Origin of the sequence: Lentzea sp. NPDC005914 (assembly GCF_040629405.1) — a bacterium.
GTDB lineage: Bacteria > Actinomycetota > Actinomycetes > Mycobacteriales > Pseudonocardiaceae > Lentzea.
On sequence record NZ_JBEXVQ010000002.1, the window covers coordinates 249,366 to 273,423 of the forward strand.

The following is a 24,058-nucleotide window of genomic DNA, read 5'->3' on the forward strand; positions in this document are numbered from 1 at the left end:
AGACCCCTTGGAGACGGCGAAATGAACATCGACAGACGGCGATTCCTGCTGGCTACAGGGGTCGCGCTGGTCGGCACGTCAGCGATGACGGGGACAGCCTCGGCGGCTGAGTCCTCCGCCTCGCTGTGGCAGGAGTTCGTGGCGAACCCGTACAACCACCCGCAGATCCCGAACATCGCCTACGCCGGCTACCGGACGGGTGAGCGGCCTTCTCGTCGGCCGGTCCTCGCGAACGTGCTGTTCTTCGGCGCTCGTCGCGACGGTTCCGCCGATGCTTCGGTGGCGATCAACAAGGCGATCGAGTTCGTCGGCAGGCTGGGCGGTGGCACCGTCCACGTGCCGCCCGGTCGCTACCGGATCGACGACATCATCCGCATCGGCTACGACAACGTGGTGCTGCGCGGTGCCGGCAGCTCGAAGACGACCTTCTACGCGACCCGGTCGCTGGAGCAGATCGTCGGCATCAACCGCAGCCGCTACGGCTCGGAGAACTCGGCGTGGAGCTGGTCGGGCGGCCTGGTGTGGGTGTGCCACCGCGACCGCTACCAGCCGCTGGTCGACGCGATCAAGGCTCACAAGTGGCCGTTCGAGGGCTGGACGGGCAACGAACTGGAGCAGGGTTCGACGCTGACCGCTGTCACCGGCTCCGCGGCGCGTGGTTCGTTCGTCGTGACTGTCGAGAATGGACACAAGTTGTGCGCCGGTCAGCGCGTACTGCTACGGGTGGACGACGACAACTACTCGCTGCCCAAGTACATGTGCGGTGACGTGCCCGGCACGGCCACCTACAAGTGGGACGACAAGGACAAGCTCCTGTCGTACTTCCCGTTCCTGTGGCCGGTGCGCGTGGAGTGGGTGCGCGGCAACAGGGTCAAGCTCGCGCAGCCGTTGCCGGTGGAGATCCGCCCGGAGTGGAAGGCGCGCCTGACCACGATGGCGCCGGTCGTCACGGGTGCGGGGGTCGAGGGCATCAAGATCGAGATGTTCAAGACGCCGACGCCGAAGCACCTGCAGGACAAGGGGTACAACGGTCTCGTGTTCCAGTGCGCGTGGGACTGCTGGGCCGACGACGTGCACGTCCAGGACGTCGACAACGGGTTCCTCCTGGTGTCCTCCAAGGGAGTCTCGCTGCTGAACACGCGTGTCTCCGGCCGCGGCCACCACCACGCGTACGCGACGCGCGAGCAGTCGCACGACAACCTGACCGACGGGTTCGTGATCGAGGCGCCGTCCGAGCCCTCGCAGGCGGGTGCGGGCAACCACGGCCTGAACGTCGAAGGCCTGTCGTGCGGCAACGTCTGGACTCGCGGCAAGATGGACTACGACGTCTTCGACACCCACCGCGGTCTGCCGTTCGGCAACGTCCGCACCGAGGTCACCATCAACAACGTCGGTGCGCACGGCGGTAGCGCCAACGCGGGCCCCTTGTACGGCGCCCGTTTCGCGCACTGGAACGTGACGGTCACGAACCAGCGTGCCGGCAACGTCCGCATCGACCAGGTCGCGCCGTGCAGCGCCACCGTCGCGATCTCCGAGGTCCGCGACTTCGGTCAGATCGACAAGCCGGACTTCGCCGGTGAGCTGAACTCGCGGCTGGAGCTCTACGGCAGCACCGACGTGACGCCTCGCAACCTCTACGACGCACAACGGAAGTTGTGCCGCTCCTGAACTAGCCGCGCATCGCGACGGGCAGCGAGCGGGTCACGCCGGCGAGATCGGTGGGGAGCACGAAGCTCTCCACCGATCTGCTGATCCGGCGCGTCCAGCCGTCCTCGGTGAGCACCAGGCGGTACGACAGCGAGATGCCGGGCCAGTCGCTCGGGATCGAGTCGGCGAGAAGCAGGTGCTGGCCGTAGCTGCGTCCTGCCTCGCTGAGCGACTTGAGGACGTTGAGGAACTCCGGGTCGGCCTCCACCAGGTCGCGCACGCCGTTCACGCAGATCAGGAGTTCGGGCAGCGGGGTGCCGGCGGGTCGCGCCGCGCGGAGGTCCCAGATGGTCCGGTAGCCGCCCTCCGCCAACGTCCTGGTGCGTCGCTCCAGATCGTCCAGCAGATCCCCGTGCCACACGTGCGGTGCTTCGTCGAGGCCGGTGGAGCCACCGATGAACGTGACTCGCAGGTCGTCCGGTGAGTGGCGCAGCATCTGGCCGAGAATCAGCGCGTTGAGGGCTTCCGCGCGTCGCTCGGGTGGTGCGACGACCTCGCCGTGCGGGCCCATCCCGTCCTGCAGGTGGGTGGACTTCAGGTCCACCTCCACCGGTTGCCCGTGCTCGTCCGCACCAACAGGAGCCCGGTACTGCAGGGCGACGGGACGCGGTCGCCACGCGTGCTTCGGCATCTCGTGCAGGGTGAAGAAGTCCGGCGCGGGCTCGTCGCGGTGCATCAGCAACGGCAACGAGATCGCGAGCTCGTCGAGGTTCGCGGGCGCGGTGCAGTCGTCGATCCGCAGGTCCGCAGTCGCGTGTGGACTGTCGAGCAGCAGCTGCATCCCCGACTGACGAACGTCTTTGGCGATGATCGCGAGGTCCGAGGCGAACGACGGTTCGGCCGCGATTATGTCCTCGAGACCGGTGACGCAGACGAGGAGCTGTGGCAGCACCTGGTCGAAGCCGCGGTGGTGGAAGATCGTCCAGGTGTTGCCGACGACCTCCAGCCGGCGCGCCGACTCGGCCAGCAGCGCGTCCGCCAGCCGTGCGGGGTTCTTCGCCGCGTGACGGTGATGGGACTGCACGTGCGGCGCCTGGTCCAGCCCGGAGAACGTGTCCGTGTCGTGCGCGTCGATGAAGATCGTCTGGAACAACCGGGGTGAGTGCGTGGTCATCAGCCCCAGCACGAGACTCCGGAACGCGTCCGGCGCGGTCACGCTGAGGTGCGATCCGGTCCGCCACTTTCCGTCGGCGAAACGGGTGAGCTCGACGACCACCGGTTCGCCCGAGCCGTCGACGCCGATCGGGACCTTCCACCACCTGCCCTTCCACGCGATCGTCTTGCTGAAGTCGTGGATCCCGTGCAGCGACAGGAAGTCCAGGACCTCGACGGCGAGCCGGACACCGTCGGGCAGATCGCCGAGCGCGCGAGCGGTGATGATCACCTGGACGCCGCGCGCCATCGTCGTGATCCACCGGACGGCGTCGGCGAGGCCGGGATCGCTTTCCGCGCACAGCTTCCAGTCGTCGATCAGCAGCGTCGCGCCGGGCTCGCCACCGCGCTCGAACCACGTCAGCAGGTTCTGCCTGCGGCGTTCGTCGGAGGGGTCGAAGCTGACGGCCGCCACCGCGGACTGGCCCCGTCCGATGCGGTAGACGCCTTGTGCGGCAGGGATTCGCGATGCGGTGAGGTGCGGAGGGCCGACGAGGGCGAGTGGGGTCACGGAAGCGCTATCTGTGCGTGTAGTCGGTGCGGTACGGACAGACCGTAGCCGGGCTGGTCGGGCACGCGGGCAGCCTGCCGGGCGTCGACGAGCGAGGTGGCCGGGTCGTCGAGCCGGAACTCGACGGCGAACGCGAGGCTGTTCCTGATGAACGGCGGCACCTGGTCCCACGAGCGCGCGGTCACCACGATGTGCCGCTCCGGGTCCAGCGGCTCGCCAGGCCCGTCGAGCAGCTGGTACTCGGTCAGGTCGCCCAGGACGGTGGCCAGCGTGCGCAGCGTGGTGCTCTTGCCGGTGCCGGGTTTGCCGACGATGGCGCCGTGCCGCAGCTGGTCGGTGAAGGTGGGGACGAGCACGTCACGGCGTTGCAGGTACGGCTCGTCCACCACGCCGATGGCACCGGGCGGCAGCATGTCCAGCTTGAGCTCGACGTAGTTCTGGTGCAGCGCCGGCAACACGACCGGGCGAGCAGGCGGCGCGGAGCCGGCCAGCGCCCAGGGCAACGCCTCGATCCACTCCTCGATGTCGTGCGGAGGCGTCGCGAACGGCCACTCGGGGACGTTGTACGGCAGCTGTTGCGGGAACGCGTCGCCGGAGTAGAGCAGGTGGATGCCCCGGATGCGGCCGGCGCTGGTGAGCGCCTTCAGCGTGTCCGCGAAGCGGGGCAGCCGTTCGATCAGCACCTCGGCGCTGTCGACGCAGATCAGCAAGGACGCCAACGGTTCCACGCCGGCTTGCGCCCCGTAGTCGGTGAAGTTGCGGCACCCCGCCTTGTGCATGAGCTCCTGCCGCCGGTTGAGCTCGCCTTCCAGGCCGACCTGGAACCGCTCGAACAGCTCGTCCTGGTCCTCGCCCTTGAGCGCGAACGACACGTGCGGCGCGGGGTTCAGGCTGTCGAACACCCGGGAGTTCTTCATGTCGATCAGGCCGAGGTTCAGGTCCTGCGGCGAGTGCGTGATCATGAGTCCCAGCAACGCGCTGAGCAGCTTCTGCCCGCGTTGTGGACCGTAGTAGGCACCCGTGAGCCCGTTGCCGTCGACGCTGATGTCCAGGTAGACCGGCCATCCGCGTTCGTCGACACCGACAGCGGCCTTGAGGTCGTGCCGCTGGTACTTGTCGCTGAGATCGGCCTCGATCCCGTGCAGCGCCAGGAAGTCCGTCGCCTCGCCGTCGAGGTGCCGCCGCAACCGGACCGGCAGTTCGCTCCACTTCCGGGCCGTCACGACGACCTGCACGCCGCGTGCGGGCCCGAACGCCGCGATCCACTCGACGACCTGGTCGAGCTCCGGGTCCTGCTCGAAGCACAGCCCCCAGTCGTCGAGCAGCAACACCGCACCGGAAGGCGCCCCGCGTTCGAACCAGTCGAGCAGGCTCCGGCAGCCGGCCTGGTCCGACGGGTCGAAGGTCGCCGACACGGGCAACGGGTCCGCCCCGCGCCCGATCCGGTAGACGGCCATGTCCGGCGCCGCCGCGAGCGCCGCCGTCAGCCGCTCCCTCGTCGCCTGCCCTGGACCGACCACGGCGAAGTTCCTGATCACCGTCCAGATATACCAACAGCCCGGGGACCGCCGCTGCCGCTTCGCTAATGTGGGCGACGTGCCAGCCAAGCCCGTCGACCCCGCCGAGATGCGAGCAGCGGTGCAGGCGGTGCTCCCGTGGCTGCGGGGCGAGGCCGACCAGCCGGAACGTCCGGTGCTGGCCGCTGCCGTCCGCCTGAGCCTGCGCACCCTGGAACACATCGCCCCAGGTCGCAGCGTCGAGGTCCGGGTGCCGCCGTTCGCCGCCGTGCAGTGCGTCGAGGGCCCGCGGCACACCCGCGGCACGCCCCCGAACGTGGTCGAGACCGATCCCCGCACGTGGCTGGAACTGGCGACCGGTGCTCTGGACTGGGCCGAAGCCCTGGACGGCGCTCGGGTCACCGCCTCCGGCACCCGAGCCGACCTTTCACACCTACTGCCGGTCGTGCGTTTCTAGAACCACGAACCGACCGTCTTGATCGCGCCGCCGACACCGTCGACGACGTCCTTCCCGACCTCGATCACGTTGCCCACCGTGTCGACCACGACGTCACCGGCGTCGCTGGCGACCTCCTTCGTGGTGTCCCAGGCGTGGCCGGCCGCGTCACCCCAGTTGCCCTTCGAGACGTCGTCGACGACCTGACCGCCGCCGTGCCAGACGTCCTCGCCGATGTCGACGACCTCCTTGCCGGTGTTGACACCCCAGTCGATGACCGGCCCGACGCCCGGCAGGTCCGATCCCGGCACCTCGCGCGGCGTAGGAGCGTCCTGCCACCGTTGCGCGCTGACGTCGCCGCCGTGGCCGTTGGCGATCTTCGCCAGGTTGTCGAGCGACTCGGAACCCTTGTCGTAGTAGGACGAGTGGGCGTGCCCGATCCCGGCCTCGCCGGACGTGCCGAACGTCTTCGCGCCGAACGAGGAGTCGTACGGGCCGGTCGAGGACCCGTCCTTGGTGAACCAGTCGCCACTCGTGGCCTGGATCACCGGGTCGTGTTCCGTGCCACCGACGTAGACGTGCCCGCTGCCGGCCGACAGCTGGTCCACATTGGACGCTCCGACGCCGGGCGAGCCGACGAACGCGATGTCGTCCGCCTTCAGTCCGTTGTCCATGGCGGAGTAGCCGACGACCGTGCTGCCGTAGCTGTGGCCGATCACCGTGACGTGGGCGTTGGGGTTGGCCGTGCGGTAACCCTCGACGTCCTTCGCCAGGATCGCGCCACCTTCCTTGGCCTGCGCCGGGTCGTTGACCTGGCCGAGCGAGAACTCCGGCGCGTCGTAGCCGAGCCACTGGATCGCGGCGCCGTCCGGTCCCATCTTCGCGCTCAGCTGGGCTGCCTGTTCCTGGCTGAAGCCGTCGAGGCCCGAGGTCGTGCCGGGGACGCAGACGGCGAGGTTCTTGGCGGTGTCGGGGTTGCCGTACGCCACCGCCAGGGAGCCTTCCTTGGCACCGGCGCCGTCAGGGCTCCAGTACAGGACGTATGCCTGCTTGCCGTTCGCGATGCTCAGGTCCCCGGCCGTCTTCAACGCGCCGACCGCGTTGTCCGCGTTCTTCGCGCGCCGGGCGGCTTCGTCGTACTGCGACATCAGCTGCGAACCCTGGGCGTCGTTGCGCAGGGCGCGCTGACCCTCCGCCGAGTTCGGGTCGACGCCGAGTTCCCGGGCGCGGTCCGCCAGCTGCTGCTTGAGCTGGTCCTTCTCCGCGTTGAACCGTGCCGCGTCCTCGGGGATGCGCTTGCGGTTCGCGTAGTCCAGCACGTCGGCCGGCAGTCCGCGGAGCTGGCCGAGCTCCTGGTACTTGGTGTTCTTGAGCGCGTCCTGCTGGTCCTTGCTGAGCGACTTCCACCAGTCGGCGACGGCCTTCGGGTCGCTTCCCGGCGGTGGCACCGGTGGCAGCGCACCGCCCGCACCCGCCCGCTGAGCTGCGCGGTCCCAGCCGCAGTCCGTGCGCGCGGACTCCTCGAAGCCCGGCGGGATCTTGGTGAGCGCGCCCGCGTACGAACGCAGGACGTTGTCGTAGCCCGACTTCACCTTGGTCAGGGAGTCGTTGACCTGGTTGGCGAGCGTGCGGGTCTGCTCCTCGTCCATGCCGGGCGGACGGCTGCGCCACACGTTGATCGCCTGGTCCGCGGCGCCGCGCATCTGGCCGTAGGCCCGTGATGCGGCCTGGACGATGTCGACGCCCGCACCGAGCCGTTCGACTGCGGCCTTCGCGGCGTTAGCGGACAGCTCGGCCCGTGCTGTGAACTTCGTCGCCGCGTCACCGACCCAGTTGCTCACCGCGGTCCTGCCGCCCTTGGCCACGGAATCGCCAGCGCGGCCGACGGCGCTGATCGCACCGGTGATCGGGTCGGCGGCGGCAGCGATGCGACCGACGTCCCCGGACGCGAGCTTTCCGTACAGGCTCTCCGGATCCGTGTAGCTCACTTGCCGCCCCCAAGTCCCTGCATGAGCTTCGTCAGCATCGACGCGTGGTCGTCGTCCGTGCGCTGGTAGGCCTCGGCGTTCGACACGAGACCTTCGGCGGCGTCGGTGATCCAGGCGGAACCGCGCTGCAGGTCCTGGGCGTGCGTGCCGACGAACTTCGCCAGAGCGTCCGCGAACTCGGCCGCCGCGTCGACCTCGCCGAGTGCTCCCGCGTCCAGCTTGAGCATCGAGATCATCTCCGCTGCCTCGCGCACCGCGTCGGAGCCGTTGCCGAACTCCTTGGACGCGTTGCGCAGCAGTTCGGGCTCAACGCCGAACATCGCCACCCCCTGGTTGGTCCTTGATCCATGCGACGCAGAAGCATCATGACCGGTTCCCCACTCACGCGTTGAGCGTTTCCGGCACCATGTCGCTCATGGTGCAGACGGGGTGGACGGCTCAGCGGTGGACCGCTGTGTTCATCGAACAGGCGGAGATGTTCCGCAAGGCAGTGGCGGACGCGGACCCGGCCGCGGAGGTGCCAACGCGTCCGGGGTGGACCGTCCAGGACCTGGTCGTCCACCTCGCCCGCTTCCTGGAGACCTCCACCGCCTATCTGCGCACCGGCAGTCGCGGTCCGATCAAGCCGCCGGCTCCGCCGACCGGGTTGGCGCCGCTCGAGTACCTGGACCTGCAGCTCACCGCGGCCGGAGAGATCCTGACGGCCGTGCCGGGAAATCGCCCTGTGTGGACGTTCTCACCGGCGGCACCTGACCTCGCGTGGGTGTGGCACCGCCGGATCGCCCACGAGACGGTGTTGCGCCGCTTCGACGCGCAGACAGTGGTCCGCCAGCTCGTTGGGACGGACACGGATCTCTGCACCGATGGCATCGACGAGGTGCTGACCACGATCGTCGCGGCCAAGCTCGACGGCGACTCGCCGACCGAGGTCTCCGGTACGGCAGTGGTGCGGCCGACGGACGTGCCCGAGTCCTGGTTGATCTCCTTCACGCCGGGTGAGGTGCCCGAGACGCGGGCCGCGGCTCCCGGTGAACAGGGCGACGCGCAGGTGACCGGCGAGGCCGAGCTCGTCTACTTCTGGCTCTGGAACCGGATGAACCTCAAGGAGATGACCGGCGACCGGCGCGTGCTGGACGTCCTTCAGGTCGGACGGGGGCACTGATGCGCAAGCTGACCGCGGCACTGCTCGGTTGCCTGCTGCTCGCCGGATGTGCGGCGAACTGGCAGGCACAGGAGGTGCGGTACAAGATCGTGTCGTTCGACAACAGCACCCCGACAGAGTTGTTCAGGCTCGAACTGGTGGGCGCTGCCCCGAAGGGTGCACTGGATCCGAGTGGGCTGACCAAGCTGTCCAACACGAAGAGCGACATCACCGGTGGTGCCGATGTCGGCGACGAGGTCCTCTGCCTGGTCGAGCAGGAGAAGGGGAACGCGTTCGGCAACTCGAACGTCGTGACGCACATGAAGACCTGCAAGAAGGCGTGACGGGCAAGATCATCTTGCCCTGAAGGCGTTTTCGGCGTCTGAATGCATGAGTTTCGTCACCTCACCGGGGGTCCGGAGGGGGTAGTTGGCCCCTTGCTCCACTTACACTCGGGACGTAGCCAGCCCCGTCGTTAGGGAGCCAACTCGGTGGTCGCCGACCCGTCCCAGTCCGAACAGGAACCCCGTGAGGAGTGCGGCGTCTTCGGCGTCTGGGCTCCGGGGGAAGACGTCTCCAAGATGACGTACTACGGCCTCTACGCGCTGCAGCACCGCGGCCAGGAGGCGGCTGGCATCTCGGTCGGTGACGGGTCGCAGGTGGTCGTCTTCAAGGACCTCGGGCTCGTCAGCCAGGTGTTCGACGAGCAGGTCCTGCAGAGCCTGAAGGGCCACGTGGCCGTCGGGCACTGCCGTTACTCCACCACCGGGTCCACGACCTGGGAGAACGCGCAGCCGACGTTCCGCACGACGGCGGCCGGAAGCGGGCTGAGCCTCGGCCACAACGGCAACCTGGTGAACACCGCCGAGTTGCTGGAGAAGGTCAAGGAACTCGGCATCTCCAGCCGCAACGGTGCGACGACCGACTCGGACATCCTCACCGCGTTGCTGGCCCACGCCGCCGCGGACAAGGGCATCGAGCAGGCCGCGCTGGAGCTGCTGCCGACCGTCAAGGGCGCCTACTGCCTGGTCTTCTCCGACGAATCCACGCTGTACGCGGCGCGTGACCCGCACGGTGTCCGCCCGCTGGTGCTCGGCCGGCTGGACCGCGGCTGGGTCGTGGCGAGCGAGACGGCGGCGCTGGACATCGTCGGCGCCAGCTTCGTGCGCGAGGTCGAGCCCGGTGAGCTGATCGCGATCGACGGCGACGGGCTGCGGTCCAGCAGGTTCGCGACGCCCGAGCCCAAGGGCTGCGTCTTCGAGTTCGTCTACCTGGCGCGGCCGGACACGACGATCTCCGGACGCTCCGTGCACGCCACCCGCGTCGAGATCGGCCGCCGCCTGGCCAAGGAGCACCCGGTCGAGGCCGACCTCGTGATCCCGGTGCCGGAGTCCGGTACGCCGGCCGCGATCGGGTACGCGCAGGCCAGCGGCATCCCGTACGGGTCCGGCCTGGTCAAGAACGCCTACGTCGGCCGGACGTTCATCCAGCCGTCGCAGACCATCCGCCAGCTGGGCATCCGGCTGAAGCTGAACCCGCTGCGGGACGTCATCCGCGGCAAGCGGCTGGTCGTCGTGGACGACTCGATCGTGCGCGGCAACACCCAGCGCGCTCTCGTCCGCATGCTGCGCGAGGCCGGTGCGCTCGAGGTGCACGTGCGGATCGCGTCGCCGCCGGTCAAGTGGCCGTGCTTCTACGGCATCGACTTCGCCTCACGGGCGGAGCTCATCGCGAACGGCCTGGACGACGACGGCATCCGCCGCTCGGTCGGTGCCGACTCGCTCGGGTACGTGTCGCTCGAGCAGCTCGTCGCCGCGACCGAGCAGCCCAAGACGCGGCTGTGCTCGGCCTGTTTCGACGGCGAGTACCCGATCGAGCTGCCGCCGGACGCGCTCATGGGCAAGCACCTGCTCGAGGGCCTGAAGGGCGTGGCGGGCTCAGCCGCTCCCGTCCTGGCGAGCGGCTATGGTGCCGAAGACGCCCTGCGTCGTCCCTGAGCTCCCAGATCCAAGTGGAAGAAGTTGACGTGACCGACAGCGCCAAGGCCACCTACGCCGCCGCCGGAGTCAGTATCGCCGCAGGTGACGAGGCGGTGGAGAAGCTCAAGCCGTGGGCGGCCAAGGCGCATCGGCCCGAGGTTCTCGGTGGCATCGGCGGGTTCGCGGGCCTGTTCCAGCTCAAGCTCGACCGCTGGAAGGAGCCGATCCTCGCCTCCTCCACGGACGGCGTCGGCACCAAGATCGCGATCGCGCAGGCGCTCGACAAGCACGACACCGTCGGCATCGACCTGGTCGCCATGATCGTGGACGACCTGGTGGTCTGCGGTGCCGAGCCGCTGTTCGTGCAGGACTACATCGCGGTCGGCAAGGTCGACCCGGACAAGATCGCGTCGCTGGTCAAGGGCATCGCCGAGGGCTGTGTCCAGGCCGGTTGCGCACTGCTCGGCGGAGAGACGGCCGAGCACCCCGGCCTGATGGGCGACGACGACTACGACATCTCCGGCACCGGCGTCGGCGTGGTCGAACAGTCGAAGCTGCTCGGCCCGGACCGGGTCCGCGACGGCGACGTCGTCATCGCGATGGGCTCGTCGGGCCTGCACTCCAACGGCTACTCGCTCGCCAGGCACGTGCTGCTGGAGATCGCGCGAATGCCGCTCGAGGGCCACGTCGAGGAGTTCGGCCGCACCCTCGGCGAGGAGCTGCTCGAGCCGACCAAGATCTACGCCAAGGACTGCCTCGCGCTGATCGCCGAGACGGAGGTCCGCGGGTTCTCGCACGTCACCGGTGGTGGCCTGGCCGCGAACCTGGCCCGTGTGCTGCCCGATGGCATGCACGCGACGCTCGACCGCGGCACCTGGACGCCGTCCGCGGTGTTCCAGCTGATCGCCCAGCGCGGTCGGGTGGAGCGCGAGGAGATGGAGAAGGCGTTCAACATGGGCGTCGGCATGGTCGCCGTCGTCGCGCCCGAGGACGTCGACCGCGCCCTGGCCGTGCTCACCGCGCGCCACGTCCCGTCGTGGGTGCTCGGCGAGATCACCAAGTCCGAGGTGGGCGGCGCCGCGCTCGTCGGTGACCACCCCAGGTTCTAGAACTGCCGGGCAACCTTCCGCGGTCGTCGCTGCGTATAAAGCGACGACCGAGGAGGGGACTTGGACCGCGACCGCGAGTTCAGGGAGTTCGTCGACGCACGCGCTCTCGTCATGCGCCGCACGGCGTTCCTGCTTTGCGGTGACTGGCACCGCGCCGAGGACATCGTCCAGACCACGCTCACCAAGCTGTACGTGGCCTGGTCACGCGTGCGCAAGGACAGTCTGGACGCCTACGCGCGCAAGGTGCTGGTACGTGCCGCGATCGACGAGGGCCGGCGCGGGTTCTTCCAGCGTGAGCGGACCACCGACGCCGTGCCGGAACGCCCGGTGGCCGACCACTCGGCCGACCTCGACCTCAAGCTGGCGCTGGACGCGTTGCCACCGGGGCAACGCGCTGTCGTCGTGCTGCGGTACTGGGAGGACCTGAGCATCACCGAGACCGCCCGCATCCTCGGCAGGACGGAGGGCACGGTGAAGAGTCAGGCGTCCAAGGGTCTGGCCGCGTTGCGCGACCTGCTGGTGGACGAGCCGGCGTCGAGGATCTACGCCTCCGACGTGATCCGGAAGGGCAAGACCAGGCTGGCCCGCAGGCGCACGGCGATCGCGTCCGCGCTGGTGTTCGCGGTGCTGGCCGGACTGGGCGCGGCCGGGTACCTGACGTTGGCGCGGCCGAACTCCACGGCGGGGATGACCTCGGCGGACTCCGGAGGGAACTCCGCTGTCGGCCGCAACGACCAGCTCACCGCGATCCTGCGCGAGGCCGGCGTGATCCCGGCCGGAGTCACCGCGCAGGGCGCCCAGGGAGTTCCGGCAGGTGCGCTGCAGTTCTTCGACCTCGGAGACAGCCGTCGTGCCGTGGCGTTGCTGAAGGATGCCCAGGGCACCAGTGCGCTGACGATCGAGCTCCACCGCGGCAACGCCGGCGCAGACCTCGGCTGGTGCTATGAGCCCGAGGTCGCGCCGTGCGAGCTTCGCGAGGTCAACGGCATCAAGATCCGGTCCAGCATCGCGGGCAAGCAGGACGGCGTCCACATCTACCAGGTGGAGGCGCTTCGACCAGACGGCAACTTCGTCAAGGTCAGCAGCGTCAACGTGGGCGAGTTCCGCACCAACGTGGTCGGCATGCCGAAACTGGACGGCCCGAAGACCAGGCCGGCGCCGGTGCCCGACCTCGAGGCGCTGATAAAGATCGCGACTTTGCCGGGGCTGACCTATTAGCCTTGGAGGCATGAACGACGTGACCGTGACGAGGACGCTGGTGATTCCGGCGTCCGAGTTGCGTGAACGTTTTTCCAGGTCAGGTGGGCCGGGCGGGCAGGGAGTGAACACGGCGGACAGCCGCGTGGAGCTCTCGTTCGACCTGGCTGCCTCGCCGTCGGTTCCCGAGCACCTCAAGCGCCGGATGCTCGAGCGCCTGCAGGGCAGGCTGGTCGACGGCGTGCTCACGATCGCCGCGTCCGAGCACCGCGCGCAGCTGCAGAACCGCGGTGCCGCACGGGAACGCCTCGCCGCGATCCTCCGCAGTGCCGCCGCCGCGCCACCTCCCGTGCGCCGGCCGACGAAGCCCACCAAGGGCTCGCAGGAACGGCGCATCGCGTCGAAGAAGCGCCGTGCGGACACCAAACGCGGCCGCGGCCGTTCAGGCTCCTGGGACTAGCGCGTAGATCCGTTCCGGCCGGCCGGTTCCGCCGTACCGCAACCGGACCTCGGCCCGGCCGACAGCCACGAAGTGCTCCAGGTACCGGCGTGCGCTCACCCTGGCGACGCCGGTCGACGACGCGCACTCCGACGCCGACAGCCCGTCCGGATGCGACCGCAGCGCGTTCTCGACGAGTCGCGCGGTCTCCGGTGTCAAACCCTTGGGCAGCAACGGTTTCGAGGTCGGACGCGCCCCGAACACCTGGTCCACGTCCGCCTGCCCGGCCGAGTCCAGCCGATGCAGCTTCTCCCGCAACGACGCGTAGTGCGCGAGCTGGTCCCGCAGTGCCGAGTAGTCGAACGGCTTGATCAGGTAGTGCAGCACGCCACCGCGCATCGCACTGCGCACGGTCTCGACGTCGGTCGCGGCCGTGATCACGATGACGTCCACGTCCTCGTTGGCGCGCAACGACTTCAGCACCTCGAGGCCGCTGACGTCCGGAAGGTAGACGTCGAGCAGCACCAGGTCCGGTTTGAGAGAAGCCACCAGCCGCAACGCATCCGCGCCGTTGTGCGCGACCCCGGCCACCTCGAAACCGTCGGTGCGCGCGACGTACCCGCTGTGCACCTTGGCCACCATGAAGTCGTCGTCGACGACGAGCACCCGGATCACCAGGGCAGCCTTGCCGTGAAGACCGAACCGGAGACGCTGACCGACCCTCCGCGCCGCAGGCACGCCCGCCTGATCAGCGCGAGCCCGATGCCGCGTTCGCCGTGCGATGCCGCCTTGGTCGTGAACCCGTGCCGGAACACCTCTTCCGCGAGTTCCGGCGCCACCCCGGGACCGGAGTCGCGCACCACGACCTGGACCTCGTCGTCCAACTGCATCACACCCACCTCGATCCACTTGCCGGCTCCGTTGGTGCTCAGCGAGCTCAGTGCATCCAACGCGTTGTCGACGAGATTTCCCAGCACCATCACCAGATCCGCGGACAACGCCTCGTCGACGCGTCCCAGCACGCTGTCCGGGCCCATCCGCAGCGCCGTGCCGCGTTCGGACGCGAGCGACGCCTTGGCGATCAGCAGCGCCGCCACGGCGGGGTCGCCGATCGACGAGCCGACCTCGGACCGCCACTGGTCCTGCGCCGAGCTGATCTGGTGAACGTAGTTGGTGACCTCGTCGTACTCCTTCAACGAGATCAGCCCGGCGATGGTGTGCAGCCGGTTCGCGAACTCGTGCGCCTGCGCCCGCAACGTGTCCGTCGCGTGCTGCGAAGCGTCGAGTTCGTGTTGCAGCGCAAGGAGTTCCGTGCGATCTCGCAACGTCACGACGGCACCCGCGCCCTCGATCGGCATGCGGTTCACCGTGAGCACGGCACCCTGCCGCAGCACCAGTTGGTCGACGCCGGTCGCGCGCCCGGTCAGCACGTCGCGCAGCCGGTCGTTGAGCTCCAGTTCCTCGACCGACCGGCCGACCGCGTCCTCCGGCAACGCCAGCAGGTCGCTCGCGTGGTCGTTGACCAGCGTGATCCGGTTCTGCCCGTCGAGGCCGACGACGCCTTCCCTGATGCCGTGCAGCAACGCCTCGCGGTTCTCGACCAGCGCGGTGATCTCGTGCGGTTCCAGCCCGAGCGTCTGGTTCTTCACCCGGCGGGCCAGCAGCAACGACCCGGTGACGCCGATTACCAGCGCGATCGCCAGGTACCGCAGCACGTCGACGGGCTGGTTCAGCGCCCCCGCGAACAGACCCGGCTCGATCGCGCCGGCGATCACCATGCCGTTGACCTTGCGCGTCTGCTCGTCGAACACCGGCACGTGGGCCTCGATCGAGTCGTCCACCGTCCCGACCCACGCCTTGCCGTCCAGCGCCGTCGTCGGAGTGTCCAGTTTGGACCCGATCTGCGCCGGGTCCGGCGACGCGATCACGATCCGGCGGGCGTCGACGATCAGCACGTAGGAGGCGCCGGACAGACTCCGCGCGGTCTCGGCGGGTGCGGCCAGGATCCGCCAGTTGCCCATCGACGTCTGGACGACGTTGGTCGCCGCGACGTTCTCCGCGACGGACAGCATCCGGCGTTCCTCGTTGGAGCGAAAGTTGCTGCCCAACTGGACGACCGTCAGCGCGCCGACCGCGCACAGTAGCAAGGTGACGACTACGAGTTGCCACACTAGAAGCTGGCTGGCCAGGGAACGGCGGCGACGCATGAGACCTCCCGTGACCAGAAAGACCGAAAGAAACCTTAGAAGCGCAAGAGCGACATCAAGGTTTACACCAGAGCAACATGTCGAACCACGCGGATGAGAGGCGGGGATCACAGTGTCGGTGAAGGTGTGGGTGGCGGTGGCGACGGCGTTGCTCGCCGTCCTGCTGGTACCACCGCTGCTGACGCCGGGTGCGGACAGCGGCGAGACCAGCCAGGTGCGGGCGTTGCGCGTGCTGGTGCCGAACCAGCCCGGCGGCGGGTACGACATCACGGCCCGCACCGCGGCGAAGGCCATGGAGGACGCTGACCTGCTGCGCAACGCCGAGGTGTTCAACCTCCCCGGCGCCGGTGGCACGGTCGGCCTCGGTCGCACGGTCGGCGAGCGCGGGAACGGCAAGCTGATCATGTCGATGGGCCTGGGCGTCGTGGGCGCGGTGTACACGAACAAGTCGCCGAACTCGCTGCTCGACACCACCCCGATCGCGAGGCTGATCGAGGAGCCGGACATCGTCGTGGTCGGGAAGGACTCGCCGTACACGTCGCTGCAACAACTCGTGGACGCGTGGAAGGCGAACCCCGGCACGGTCACGGTCGGCGGCGGTTCGGCACCGGGCGGACCTGACCACCTGGCGCCGATGCTGATGGCCAAGGGCGTCGGGTTGGCGCCCAAGAGCGTCAACTACATCCCGTTCGACGGTGGTGGCGAGCTGCTGGCCAGCGTGCTCGGCGGCAAGGTCGCGTTCGGCGTCTCCGGTGTCGGCGAGTACCGCGACCAGATCCAGGCCGGCACGTTGCGGGTGCTCGCGGTGACGAGCTCGAAGCGCGTCAGCGGCATCGACGCGCCGACGCTCAAGGAGTCCGGTGTGGACGTCGAGTTCTCCAACTGGCGCGGCATCGTGGCTCCTCCCGGCATCACGCAGACCGACAGGGACAAGCTGGTCGACCTGCTGCAGCGGATGCAGAAGACCCCGCAGTGGGCAGAGGCCTTGCAGCGCAACGGCTGGACCGACGCGTTCGCACCGGGAGACCAGTTCAAGACCTTCCTGGAAAACGAGAACAAGCGGGTGGCAACGGTGCTCAAGGACTTGGGGCTCGCATGACGACCGAGACGAAGACGGGGCCGAGGGGCTGGCTCCGCGAACGCTCCGAGCTGGGCATCTGCGCCCTGTTGGTCGTGCTCGGCGTACTGGTGCTGACCGACGCGCTGCGCATCCCCACCGACTTCGCCCAGCGCGGTCCCGTCGGCCCGAAGGCGGTGCCGATCCTGGTCGGCTCGCTGCTGCTGGTCGTCGCCGTGCTGCTGGCCCGTGACGTGCTGCGCGGCGGTCGCGGCGAGGCGGAGGCCGGCGAGGACGTCGACCTGACCGAACCGGCCGACTGGCGCACGGTTCTGCTGCTGTGCGGTGCTTTCCTCGCGAACGCCGCGCTGATCGGCGTGGTCGGGTTCCCGATCTCGGGCGCGATCCTGTTCTGGGGCGCGGCCTACGCACTCGGCAGCCGTGCCTACGTCCGCGACCCGCTGATCGCGGCCGGCCTCTCGATCCTCACGTTCGTGGTGTTCAACAACCTGCTCGGCGTCCCTCTCCCCGGTGGCCCGTTGATGGAGGTGTTCTAGGTGGAACAACTGCTCGACGGCTTCGCGACCGCGCTGACGCCGACACATCTGCTCATGGCGGCGATCGGCGTGCTGCTCGGCACTGCGATCGGCGTCCTGCCGGGCATCGGTCCGGCGATGGCGGTGGCGCTGCTGCTGCCCGTCACCTACGGCATGGAGCCGACCGGCGCGTTCATCATGTTCGCGGGCATCTACTACGGCGGCATGTTCGGTGGCTCGACGACGTCGATCCTGCTGAACACACCGGGCGAGAGCGCGGCGGTCGTCACCGCGTTCGAGGGCAATCCCATGGCCCGCAAGGGACGTGGTGCGCAAGCGCTTGCCGCCGCCGCCATCGGCCACTTCACCGGCGGCATCATCGGCACGATCCTGATCGTCCTGCTGGCGCCGTTCGTGGCCGAGCACGCCGTCGACATCGGCGCGCCGGACCTGTTCGCGATCATGGTGCTGGCGTTCATCGCGGTGACCTCGGTGCTGGGTGCCTCCCGGATCCGCGGCGTGGCGTCGTTGCTCATCGGCCTGACGCTGGGCCTGGTCGGCCTCGACGAGATGACCGGCCAGCAGCGCCTCACGTTCGGCTCGCTGCACCTGGCCGACGGCATCGACGTGATCGTCGTCGCGGTGGCGTTGTTCGCGGTCGGCGAGGCCCTGTGGGTAGCCGCCCACCTGCGCCGCAAGCCGTTCACGCCGATCCCCGTCGGCCGTCCGTGGCTGTCCCGGTCGGATCTGAAGCGCACCTGGAAGCCGTGGCTGCGCGGCCCGGTGATCGGGTTCCCGTTCGGCGCGATCCCGGCCGGTGGCGCGGAGATCCCGACCTTCCTGTCCTACGTGACGGAGAAGCGGCTCTCCAAGCACAAGGACGAGTTCGGCCACGGCGCCATCGAGGGTGTCGCGGGCCCGGAGTCGACGGCTTCCGCTTCCGCCGCAGGCACCCTGGTCACGATGCTGACCCTGGGTCTGCCGACGACGGCGACCGCGGCCGTGATGCTCGCGGCGTTCCAGACCTACGGCATCCAGCCCGGCCCGTTGCTGTTCCAGCGCGAAGCCGGCCTGGTGTGGGCGCTGATCGCGTCGTTGTTCATCGGACTGACGCTGCTGCTGGTGCTGAACCTGCCGCTCGCGCCGTTGTGGGCGAAACTGCTGAAGATTCCGCGGCCGTACCTCTACGCGGGCATCCTGTTCTTCGCCTCGGTCGGCGCCTACGCGGTGAACGCGGACATCTTCGACCTGCTGCTGATGTTCGTGATCGGCCTGCTGGGCTTCGGCATGCGCCGCTACGGCCTGCCGGTGCTGCCCGCAATCATCGGTGTGATCCTCGGCCCGGCCGCGGAACAGCAGATGCGCCGCTCGCTGCAGCTCTCCGACGGGTCGCTGACCGGCCTGGTCAACAGCCCGATGGCCATCGTGGTCTACGTGGTCATCCTGGTGATCGTGTTCTTCCCGCTCATCAGGAAGTTCCTGCCGAAGCCGACGCCTCCTTCGGCTCCGGCGGTCGAACGCGAGAAGGTCGATGCCTGATTTCTGGGCCTGATTTCTGGGCCTGATCGCGTTGTGGAAAAGCCCCCGCTCTCCCGGCGGGGGCTTTTTCGCCGGGCTCAGCCGTGCGTCGGGAAGCCCAGGTTCACGCCGTGCTGCTGCGGCCACCGCGCCGTGATCGCCTTGGCACGCGTGTAGAACTTCACGCCCTCGGCGCCGTGCACGTGCGTGTCGCCGAACAGCGAGTCCTTCCAGCCACCGAACGAGTAGTAGGCCATCGGCACGGGGATCGGCACGTTGATGCCGACCATGCCGACGTGCACGCGCCGCTGGTACTCGCGTGCGGCCAGGCCGTCACCGGTGTAGATGGCCGTGCCGTTGCCGTACTGGTTGGCGTTGACCAGTTCCACCGCGTCCTCGAACGTGTCGGCGCGCACGACCGACAGCACCGGGCCGAAGATCTCGTCGGTGTAGATCGTCATGTCGCGCGTGACGTGGTCGAAAAGCGTGGGCGCGAGCCAGAAACCGTCCGCGTGGCCCTCGGGCGCGTAACCACGCCCGTCGACCACCAGTGACGCGCCGGCCACCTCGCCAGCGTCCACATAGGACTTGACTTTGTCCCGGTGCACTCCGGTGACCAAAGGCCCCATCTGCGCGTCGGGGTCGGTGCCGGGCAACACCGACGGGTGCAGGTCACGGGTCCGCGAGGCGATCTTCTCGACGAGCGCGTCACCGGTTTCACCCACGGCGACGACCACCGAGATGGCCATGCAGCGCTCACCGGCGGAGCCGTAGCCTGCGGAGACAGCGGCGTCGGCGGCCACGTCGAGGTCGGCGTCCGGCAGCACGACCATGTGGTTCTTCGCGCCGCCCAACGCCTGCACGCGCTTGCCTGCCGCCGTGCCGCGCGAGTAGACGTGCCGCGCGATCGGCGTCGAGCCGACGAACGACGCCGCGGACACGTCCGGGTGGTCGAGCAGTGCGTTGACCGCGAAGGCATCGCCCTGCAGCACGTTCAGCACGCCGTCGGGCAGCCCGGCTTCCTGGAACAGCTCGGCCAGGCGCACGGACGCGGACGGATCGCGCTCGGAAGGCTTGAGAACGAAGGTGTTCCCGCAAGCGATGGCGATGGGGAACATCCACATCGGCACCATCACGGGGAAGTTGAACGGCGTGATGCCCGCGACGACGCCCAGTGGCTGGCGGAACGAGTACGCGTCGACACCGCGCGAGACCTGCTCGGAGTGCTCGCCCTTCAGCAGTTGCGGGATGCCGCACGCGAACTCGACGACCTCCAGGCCGCGCTGCACCTCGCCGGCCGCGTCCGACAGGACCTTGCCGTGCTCGGACGTGATGATCGCGGCCAGCTCGTCGCGATGAGAGTGCAGGAGGTGGCGGTAGGCGAACAGGATCCGCGACCGCGTGGACAGCGACGACTCGGACCAGGACTGCGCGGCCTTCAGCGATGAGGAGACCGCGAGGTCGACGTCGGCCTGCTCGGCCAGCACGACCTGGGCCGCGACCTCACCGGTCGCTGGGTTGAAGACGTCGGACGTGCGGGACGACACCCCCGTGGTGCGGGCGCCGTCGATCCAGTGGGGGATGGTGCTCAACGCAAGCCTCCTGGTGGAGCGGTGGTGTTGCGGACTACGAGAGAGGGATTGAGGAGATGGCGCACGGGTTCGGTGCGTTCTTCACGAACCCGCTGCAGGAGCGCCTCAGCAGCCAGTCGGCCGAACTCGGCACGCGGCTGGTCGATCGTGGTCAGCGAAACGTGGCGAAGAGCCGCCAGCGAAGTGTTGTCATACCCCACAACGGAAACGTCCTGCGGCACGCGCAGCCCGGCATCCTCGAGAGCCGAGATCGCACCGACAGCGTTGAAGTCGTTGCAGGACAGGATGGCTGTGGGCAGAGCGTCATCAGTGATCAACGACCGGATCGCCCGGGCCCCGGCAACATCGGTGTACTCGGAGGAAACGATCTGCGGCGCGAGCCCGTGCGCTTCCATGGCGGTGACGTAGCCACGCCGACGAGGCCCGGCCTGAGTTCCTTCACCGCCATCTAAATGGGCGATGCGCTTGTGCCCCAACGAGACCAGGTGGTCGATCGCGAGTCGCGCGCCCTGCTCACCGTCGTCGTTCACGGTATCCACAGTGGACACCCGAGACGATCGCGCGACCAGCACCACCGGAAGTTGCTCGGCGGCCTTGCCGATCGCGGTGGCGGGCACCACGGGCGACAGCAGGATCAGCCCGGCGGGGCGGAAGGAGAGCAGCGACTCCACCGCGCGGCGCTCACGGGCGGGCGAGCGGCCACCGGTGTTGATGATGATGTCGAAGCCCTGCTCGCGTGCGACCTCGTCGATGCCGTCCACGACCTCCGCGAAGAACGCGTTGTGCAGGTCGGACACCATCACGCCGAGCACGGTCGACGTGCGCGAGGCCAGCGACCGCGCCATCGCGTGCGGCGAGTACCCCAGCTCCTCCGCGGCCTTCAGCACAGCGGTGCGTCGCGCCTCGCTCACCTTGGGTGAGTTGCGCATCACCAGTGACACCAGAGCGCGGGACACGCCCGCCCGCAGAGCGACGTCTTCCATCGTCGGTCTGACCACCTGGAACCACCTCCCCTCTTGACACCCTGTGGCCGAAGTTACAGCATTAGAGCGCTCCAACCAATAGAGCGCTCTAACACATCTCGTCCATGAACAGGGGAAACCTGCGATGCGGATCGGAGTAGCGGGTGTCGGCAGGATCGGCACCATGCACGCGACCAACCTCGCCGCGCTGGATCGAGTCGACGAGGTGCTTCTCTTCGACCCGGTGCCCGGTCGTGCCGCGCAGGCGTCGGCTGAGATCGAGGGAACAACCGCTGTCGACGACCTGATCGGACTCCTGGACAGCGTCGACGGGGTCTTGCTCGCCACCCCGACGAACACCCACCCGGACATGCTGCGCTCGGCCATCGCGCGAGGTGTTCCGACGCTGTGCGAGAAGCCGATCGCGAGCGACGTCGAGGAGATGTCCGCGCTGATCGAGGACGTCGAGAAGTCCGGTGTCGAGGTGCTGGTGGGCTTCCAGCGCCGCTTCGACCCGGCCATCTACGAGCTCCACCGCCGGATCCGCGCGGGCGAGGTCGGCGACATCTACCTGGTCAGGGCCGTCGGCAACGACGCGAACCCTCCGGACTTCTCCTACCTGCCCGCGTCCGGCGGCATCTTCCGCGACCTGCTCATCCACGACCTGGACTGCGTGCCGTGGCTGGTCGGCGAGCCCGTTGTCGAGGTCTACGCGAGCGGCTCCGTCCTGGTGCACCAAGCGTTTGCGGAGGCGGACGACGTGGACAACGCCGTGGTGATGCTGAAGTTCGCGGGCGGCGCGCACGCCACGCTGGCTGGCGGCCGGCACGACCCGATCGGCTACGACCACCGCATCGAGGTCCTGGGCAGCAAGGACTCCCTGGTCGCGGGCGTCGACCCGCGCACCCCGCTGAACTCGCTGGAGCCCGGCGGCCACGTGGCCGGACCGGACGCCTACCCCGGCTTCCCGGAGCGCTTCCACCGCGCGTACGTCAACGAGATGAACCTGTTCACGCAGGTCATCAAGGGCGAAGTCGCGAACCCGTCGCCCGCGCGGGAGAGTTTGATCAGCCTCCGCCTGGCTGAAGCGTGTGAGCAGTCGCGCCGCACCGGCGCACCGGTGAAGATCGAGGGGAACTAGGCATGGCGAAGATCGCTGGGGCACCGATCTCCTGGGGTGTCTGCGAGGTCCCGGGCTGGGGCAACGTGCTCCCGTCGGACACGGTCCTCGCCGAAATGCATCAGCTCGGCCTCACCGCCACTGAACTCGGCCCGCCCGACTACCTGCCCGCCGACCCCGAGGCGCTCAAGACGTTGCTGGCGGGGCACGAGCTCACCCTCGTCGGCGGTTTCCTCGCCGTCCCGCTGCACACGAACGTCCAGTCCACTCTGGACGAAGCCGACCGCGTGGCCGCGATCCTCAAGGCCGGTGGCGCGGAAGTTCTCGTGCTGGCGGCCGCGACGGGCCTCGACGGCTACGACGAGACGCCCCAGCTGACCGACGACGAGTGGAACACCCTCGTCGACACCTGCGCGAAGATCCGTGAGATCGCCGCAAAGCACGGGCTCGCGACCGTGCTGCACCCGCACGTGGGCACCCACGTCGAGCGGGAGGCGGAGGTCGACAGGTTCCTCGCGGACTCCGATCTCCAGCTCTGCCTGGACACCGGCCACCTCCTCATCGGTGGCACGGACCCGGTCGAGCTGGCGCGCCGCTACCCGGACCGCATCGGTCACGTGCACCTCAAGGACGTGCGTGACGAGATCGCGGCGAAGGTGCGCAGCGGCGAGCTCAGTTACACCGATGCCGTGGAACAGGGCATCTACGTGCCGCTCGGGGACGGCGACGTGGACGTGGAAGCGCTGGTGAAGCTCGTTCAAGAGGCGGGCTACACCGGTTGGTTCGTGCTCGAGCAGGACACCCAGCTCAAGGACGGAAGTCCAGTGGACAAGCCACTGAAGGACACCGGGCGCAGCCTCGCGCACCTCAGCAAGATCCTCTGAAGGGACTGGAGACGATGAAGTCTCGCTTGGTCATCCGTGCGGGCGTTGCCCTCGCCGGTGTTGCTCTACTGGCCGCGTGCAGCGGTCCCACGGGAACGAACTCCCAGACCACGCAGAACAACAGCGCGCCGGCGGCGGGTGATCTCAAGGTCGCCGTCATCACGCACGGCACCGCGGGCGACGCGTTCTGGAGCGTGGTGAAGGTCGGCGCGGAGGACGCGGGCAAGCAGCTCGGCGTCGGCGTCACGTACAACTCCGACGGCGACCCCGGCGCCCAGGCGAAGCTGATCGACAACGCCGTGTCGCAGAAGGTCGGCGGCATCGTGGTGTCGATGGCGAACCCGGACGCGCTCAAGACGTCCATCGAGAACGCGGTGAAGGCCGGCATCCCGGTCATCACGATCAACTCCGGCAGCGCGAAGAGCGTGGAGTTCGGTGCCATGGCGCACGTCGGCCAGGAGGAGTCGATCGCCGGTGAGGAAGCCGGCAAGAAGCTCAAGGCCGCGGGCAAGACCAAGCTGCTGTGCGTGATCCACGAGGCCGGTAACACGGGCCTCAACCAGCGCTGCGACGGCGCCCGCACCGGTTTCGGCGGCACGGTGGAGAACCTCCAGGTCGACATCTCCAACCCGACCGACATCGAGGCCCGCATCAAGGCCAAGCTGCAGTCCGACACCGCCATCGACGGTGTGCTCGCGCTGAACCCGCAGGTCGCCGTGAACGCGGCGTCGGCCATCAAGGGTGCGAGCTCGAAGGCGCAGGTCGCGACGTTCGACCTGAACGCGGACGTGGTCAGCTCGATCAAGGCCGGTGACGTGCTGTTCGCCGTCGACCAGCAGCAGTACGAGCAGGGCTACCTGCCGATCGTGATGCTGAAGCTCTTCAAGGAGAACGCCAACACCCTCGGCGGTGGCAAGCCCGTCCTGACCGGTCCCGGCTTCGTCGACAAGTCCAATGTGGACAAGGTCGCGGAGTACGCCAAGGCCGGCAAGCGCTGAGAGGAGTG

At 68.7% G+C, this 24,058-nt stretch carries 22 protein-coding genes; 14 read left to right on the plus strand and 8 right to left on the minus strand.

Going from position 1 to position 24,058, the window contains the following annotated elements:
- The first annotated feature begins 21 nt into the window (after window positions 1-21).
- Window positions 22-1,668 carry a glycosyl hydrolase family 28-related protein gene (locus ABZ345_RS04005; protein WP_359842682.1) on the plus strand — a complete coding sequence of 549 codons (1,647 nt, stop codon included), beginning with the start codon at window positions 22-24 and terminating at the stop codon, window positions 1,666-1,668.
- Window position 1,669: 1 nt separating this feature from the next.
- Here ABZ345_RS04005 and ABZ345_RS04010 read toward each other — a convergent pair whose 3' ends face one another.
- On the minus strand, window positions 1,670-3,370 hold the full coding sequence (locus ABZ345_RS04010; protein WP_359842684.1) for a hypothetical protein: 1,701 nt from the start codon (window positions 3,368-3,370) through the stop codon (window positions 1,670-1,672).
- A complete protein-coding gene (locus tag ABZ345_RS04015) occupies window positions 3,367-4,908 on the minus strand; it encodes an FtsK/SpoIIIE domain-containing protein (protein WP_359842686.1) in 1,542 nt (513 codons plus the stop codon). The genes ABZ345_RS04010 and ABZ345_RS04015 overlap by 4 nt, the downstream gene beginning before the upstream one ends.
- A gap of 58 nt (window positions 4,909-4,966) precedes the next feature.
- Here ABZ345_RS04015 and ABZ345_RS04020 point away from each other — a divergent pair, with 58 nt between their 5' ends.
- Window positions 4,967-5,344 carry a sterol carrier family protein gene (locus ABZ345_RS04020; protein ID WP_359842688.1) on the plus strand — a complete coding sequence of 126 codons (378 nt, stop codon included), beginning with the start codon at window positions 4,967-4,969 and terminating at the stop codon, window positions 5,342-5,344.
- Here ABZ345_RS04020 and ABZ345_RS04025 read toward each other — a convergent pair.
- Both ABZ345_RS04025 and ABZ345_RS04030 read right to left on the minus strand, forming a co-directional pair.
- Window positions 5,341-7,311, minus strand: coding sequence for an alpha/beta hydrolase (locus tag ABZ345_RS04025; RefSeq protein WP_359842689.1), 1,971 nt, complete (start codon window positions 7,309-7,311; stop codon window positions 5,341-5,343). The genes ABZ345_RS04020 and ABZ345_RS04025 overlap by 4 nt on opposite strands.
- Window positions 7,308-7,631: a type VII secretion target gene (locus tag ABZ345_RS04030; RefSeq protein ID WP_359842691.1), complete on the minus strand. Its 324-nt coding sequence runs from the start codon at window positions 7,629-7,631 to the stop codon at window positions 7,308-7,310. The genes ABZ345_RS04025 and ABZ345_RS04030 overlap by 4 nt, the downstream gene beginning before the upstream one ends.
- Before the next feature lie 95 nt (window positions 7,632-7,726).
- Here ABZ345_RS04030 and ABZ345_RS04035 point away from each other — a divergent pair, with 95 nt between their 5' ends.
- The 6 genes from ABZ345_RS04035 to arfB all read left to right on the plus strand — a co-directional run bounded on the left by ABZ345_RS04035 (window position 7,727) and on the right by arfB (window position 13,197).
- Entirely contained in the window at window positions 7,727-8,473 is a 747-nt protein-coding gene (locus ABZ345_RS04035; protein WP_359842693.1) for a maleylpyruvate isomerase N-terminal domain-containing protein, read from the plus strand.
- Window positions 8,473-8,796: a hypothetical protein gene (locus tag ABZ345_RS04040; protein WP_359842695.1), complete on the plus strand. Its 324-nt coding sequence runs from the start codon at window positions 8,473-8,475 to the stop codon at window positions 8,794-8,796. The genes ABZ345_RS04035 and ABZ345_RS04040 overlap by 1 nt, the downstream gene beginning before the upstream one ends.
- A 147-nt stretch (window positions 8,797-8,943) precedes the next feature.
- Window positions 8,944-10,449: an amidophosphoribosyltransferase gene (gene purF / locus ABZ345_RS04045; protein WP_359842696.1), complete on the plus strand. Its 1,506-nt coding sequence runs from the start codon at window positions 8,944-8,946 to the stop codon at window positions 10,447-10,449.
- 29 nt (window positions 10,450-10,478) lie between these two features.
- The gene (purM, locus tag ABZ345_RS04050; protein WP_359842698.1) at window positions 10,479-11,540 is read left to right on the plus strand and encodes a phosphoribosylformylglycinamidine cyclo-ligase; all 1,062 of its coding nucleotides are present in this window, start codon (window positions 10,479-10,481) and stop codon (window positions 11,538-11,540) included.
- 60 nt (window positions 11,541-11,600) lie between these two features.
- Complete coding sequence (locus ABZ345_RS04055; RefSeq protein ID WP_359842699.1) at window positions 11,601-12,758, plus strand: SigE family RNA polymerase sigma factor; 1,158 nt, start codon at window positions 11,601-11,603, stop codon at window positions 12,756-12,758.
- 10 nt (window positions 12,759-12,768) lie between these two features.
- Entirely contained in the window at window positions 12,769-13,197 is a 429-nt protein-coding gene (gene arfB, locus ABZ345_RS04060) for an alternative ribosome rescue aminoacyl-tRNA hydrolase ArfB (RefSeq protein WP_359842701.1), read from the plus strand.
- On the opposite strand, the gene ABZ345_RS04065 is transcribed toward arfB, so the two are convergent.
- Entirely contained in the window at window positions 13,180-13,851 is a 672-nt protein-coding gene (locus tag ABZ345_RS04065; RefSeq protein WP_359842703.1) for a response regulator, read from the minus strand. The genes arfB and ABZ345_RS04065 overlap by 18 nt on opposite strands.
- Entirely contained in the window at window positions 13,848-15,383 is a 1,536-nt protein-coding gene (locus ABZ345_RS04070) for an ATP-binding protein (RefSeq protein ID WP_359842705.1), read from the minus strand. Before ABZ345_RS04070 ends, ABZ345_RS04065 begins: the two co-directional genes overlap by 4 nt.
- A 130-nt stretch (window positions 15,384-15,513) precedes the next feature.
- Between ABZ345_RS04070 and ABZ345_RS04075 the strand changes: the two genes are divergently transcribed.
- Genes ABZ345_RS04075 through ABZ345_RS04085 form a run of 3 tightly spaced genes read left to right on the plus strand, consistent with a single transcriptional unit; the run spans window position 15,514 to window position 18,515 of the window.
- Complete coding sequence (locus tag ABZ345_RS04075; RefSeq protein WP_359843122.1) at window positions 15,514-16,482, plus strand: tripartite tricarboxylate transporter substrate binding protein; 969 nt, start codon at window positions 15,514-15,516, stop codon at window positions 16,480-16,482.
- Complete coding sequence (locus ABZ345_RS04080; protein WP_359842706.1) at window positions 16,479-16,997, plus strand: tripartite tricarboxylate transporter TctB family protein; 519 nt, start codon at window positions 16,479-16,481, stop codon at window positions 16,995-16,997. Before ABZ345_RS04075 ends, ABZ345_RS04080 begins: the two co-directional genes overlap by 4 nt.
- Window positions 16,998-17,051: 54 nt before the next feature.
- Window positions 17,052-18,515 carry a tripartite tricarboxylate transporter permease gene (locus tag ABZ345_RS04085; RefSeq protein WP_359843124.1) on the plus strand — a complete coding sequence of 488 codons (1,464 nt, stop codon included), beginning with the start codon at window positions 17,052-17,054 and terminating at the stop codon, window positions 18,513-18,515.
- Window positions 18,516-18,592: 77 nt separating this feature from the next.
- Here ABZ345_RS04085 and ABZ345_RS04090 read toward each other — a convergent pair whose 3' ends face one another.
- Together ABZ345_RS04090 and ABZ345_RS04095 are read right to left on the minus strand one after the other, a co-directional pair.
- A complete protein-coding gene (locus tag ABZ345_RS04090; protein WP_359842708.1) occupies window positions 18,593-20,086 on the minus strand; it encodes a CoA-acylating methylmalonate-semialdehyde dehydrogenase in 1,494 nt (497 codons plus the stop codon).
- Window positions 20,083-21,084: a LacI family DNA-binding transcriptional regulator gene (locus tag ABZ345_RS04095; RefSeq protein ID WP_359842710.1), complete on the minus strand. Its 1,002-nt coding sequence runs from the start codon at window positions 21,082-21,084 to the stop codon at window positions 20,083-20,085. The genes ABZ345_RS04090 and ABZ345_RS04095 overlap by 4 nt, the downstream gene beginning before the upstream one ends.
- Before the next feature lie 109 nt (window positions 21,085-21,193).
- Between ABZ345_RS04095 and ABZ345_RS04100 the strand changes: the two genes are divergently transcribed.
- The 3 genes from ABZ345_RS04100 to ABZ345_RS04110 are packed head-to-tail and all read left to right on the plus strand — an operon-like array spanning window position 21,194 to window position 24,050.
- A complete protein-coding gene (locus ABZ345_RS04100) occupies window positions 21,194-22,189 on the plus strand; it encodes a Gfo/Idh/MocA family oxidoreductase (protein ID WP_359842712.1) in 996 nt (331 codons plus the stop codon).
- Between the two features lie 2 nt (window positions 22,190-22,191).
- The gene (locus tag ABZ345_RS04105; protein WP_359842714.1) at window positions 22,192-23,052 is read left to right on the plus strand and encodes a TIM barrel protein; all 861 of its coding nucleotides are present in this window, start codon (window positions 22,192-22,194) and stop codon (window positions 23,050-23,052) included.
- Window positions 23,053-23,066: 14 nt separating this feature from the next.
- Window positions 23,067-24,050 (plus strand): sugar ABC transporter substrate-binding protein, encoded by a 984-nt coding sequence (locus ABZ345_RS04110; RefSeq protein ID WP_359842716.1) that lies wholly within the window; start codon window positions 23,067-23,069, stop codon window positions 24,048-24,050.
- Window positions 24,051-24,058 lie beyond the last annotated feature (8 nt).